Below are 2,019 nucleotides of genomic sequence, written 5' to 3' on the forward strand. Positions count from 1 at the left end.
GTGCCGAAGACGAGGGGGTGGGGGTGGGCGTCGGCGTTGTGCCGGGAGACGATGAGCCAGGCACCACCGTCACCGCCCCGCCGGTGCCCTCACCGCCTCCGCCGCACGCCGCGAGCAACGCCACGGGAACTACGGCGGCGACGTGAAGCCATCTTGCCCGAAAAAAGAACATCCGGCGCGCACGAGGGTGACGGGCTGCCGCGAAAACAGTTTCCGGCCCTGGCGATCCCGCGCCGTCGCTGCCGTCCCGCATCATCGTGCTGCCCCCCCCCTCGCATGCCGCTTTCAAAGTCGATATGCACCCCGTATGGTGATGATAAGTTTTCGTCAAACAGAAAGTCGTTTATGCCTTCCGGCTATTTTCTTCCTCCGCGCAAGGCGTTTCTCTGCCGGCTGGCAGGTGTGGTATTCCTCCTCAGTGCAGCCGTGATGCCGATCGTGATCGCTGTCGCCGGCTTGACCCCTGGGGCATGGCCGATCTGCGGCGGGGGCTATGGCTGTGCCTGGAACGCGAATGCGACGACGCTATTGCCGGAAGAAAGCCGGGCGGAGATTGAAGGGTCGCCTGTCGCTCTTACCCGGTACGAGGCCTATGTCGCGCGAACCGATGTGCGCATTGGGCTCGCGGCCATCGAGGCAATCGACCTGTTGCCCTTCATGGCGTTGCTCGGCACCGTAGGTATTGCGCTGCGGCGCCTGGGCGGTAGCGGCGCCGATACGCTTGAAAGGGCGCTGCCGTGGCTCCGCCGCGCCTCCCTGGCGGCGATCGTGTGGACGCTCGCCGGCCCGATCTACGAGAGTGCGCTTGAGACATGGCTGTCGCAAGGGATGCCCTCCGGCTTCCAGATCGTGACCACGATCCTGCTCGCGCCGATTGCCGGCGGCTTGTTGCTCGCCTTTGCCGCCTATGCGGCGATTTGGGCGGTCGAGGCGGCGTTGAAGGCACAGCGCGACCTAGACCGTTTTATCTGATGCCAATGATCGTCCAACTCGACGTCATGCTCGCGAAGCGGAAGGTCCGGTCGAAGCAACTGGCAGAAGCGATCGGGATCACCGAGTCGAACCTGTCCCTGCTCAAATCGGGCAAGGTCAAGGGCGTGCGCTTCTCCACCTTGTCCGCAATCTGCCGCTACCTCGATTGCCAGCCGGGCGACATCCTCTCCTATGAAGCGTCCGACGACGACCTTCGCCCGGATGCTGGCGATTGACCCCGGCGATCATCCGTCCGCTCCGCGATGCCCGACGACCGGGCTTCGCGGCCGGCGCATTATTGGTTCAGCGAAGGCTTCACCGATTATTATGCCCGCGCGCTGCTGGTCCGAGCCGGCGTGATCTCTCCAACCGAGTTCGTCGCGCAGTGGAACGAGATGCTCGCAGCCTATGCGGGTTCTCCGGCGCGAACGATGTCGGGGGAGCAGGCGGCGGCCGCCTTCTGGGAAGATCCGCACACGACGCCCCCGGCCGAGTACCGCATGGACCTATGCGTCGGCACCGATCGTCAAATTGAGGCGCATGGCGAGCGGATCGAGGCTTGCACGATCCCCGGCGGACGCTGCGCGGTGCTGCGCGTCATCGGCAACACCGACAATCTGGAGCCTGCCGCCCTATACCTCTACCGCGATTGGCTACCGGCCAGCGGCGAGGAAGCGCGGGACTTTCCGCTCTACTGCCAGCGTGTCACCTTCTTCCCGGAGGTGCCGGAACATGAAGCAATTTTGAGACGCCGGCAGGCGCGGTATCCGGTCATCCTGTCTGCTGGTGGACGTACTCTCCCAAGCCACGCCCAACGAGTTCATCGTTGGAAAGGCGGGGACCTCGCTTGAGGCGCTGATTGCCCAGTTTGCGGCGATCCAGCTTCGGCCCAGGGGGTACGGGCGAGGGGGTCTTGAACATGCCGCCGGGCTGGGCGGTACGCGCAGCCTAGGGTCCGGACCCAATAACCGTCTTCCGTTTCCTGCATGATGGTGATTCACTGGCTCTGCGAGGAGGTGGTGGAATGACGGATTTCTTTTGGTTTTC

The 2,019-nt window shown here is 64.3% G+C and carries 3 protein-coding genes; all 3 read left to right on the forward strand.

What is annotated here, in order from left to right; translation table 11 throughout:
* The first annotated feature begins 345 nt into the window (after nt 1-345).
* Genes SM191_RS19365 through SM191_RS19375 form a run of 3 tightly spaced genes read left to right on the forward strand, consistent with a single transcriptional unit; the run spans nt 346 to nt 1,823 of the window.
* The gene (locus SM191_RS19365) at nt 346-972 is read left to right on the forward strand and encodes a hypothetical protein (RefSeq protein WP_341507632.1); all 627 of its coding nucleotides are present in this window, start codon (nt 346-348) and stop codon (nt 970-972) included.
* Complete coding sequence (locus SM191_RS19370) at nt 972-1,208, forward strand: helix-turn-helix domain-containing protein (protein ID WP_341507633.1); 237 nt, start codon at nt 972-974, stop codon at nt 1,206-1,208. Before SM191_RS19365 ends, SM191_RS19370 begins: the two co-directional genes overlap by 1 nt.
* Nucleotides 1,209-1,235: 27 nt before the next feature.
* Nucleotides 1,236-1,823, forward strand: a complete 588-nt coding sequence (locus SM191_RS19375) for a GyrI-like domain-containing protein (RefSeq protein ID WP_341507634.1) — start codon at nt 1,236-1,238, stop codon at nt 1,821-1,823.
* Nucleotides 1,824-2,019 lie beyond the last annotated feature (196 nt).

Origin of the sequence: Sphingomonas sp. 2378, assembly GCF_038084995.1 — a bacterium.
Lineage (GTDB): Bacteria > Pseudomonadota > Alphaproteobacteria > Sphingomonadales > Sphingomonadaceae > Sphingomonas.

Excerpts from the sequence above, each read along its gene's own strand:
- SM191_RS19365 (WP_341507632.1), top strand. The coding sequence starts at position 346 with ATGCCTTCCGGCTATTTTCTTCCTCCGCGCAAGGCGTTTCTCTGCCGG.
- SM191_RS19370 (WP_341507633.1), top strand. The coding sequence starts at position 972 with ATGCCAATGATCGTCCAACTCGACGTCATGCTCGCGAAGCGGAAGGTC.
- SM191_RS19375 (WP_341507634.1), top strand. The coding sequence starts at position 1,236 with ATGCCCGACGACCGGGCTTCGCGGCCGGCGCATTATTGGTTCAGCGAA.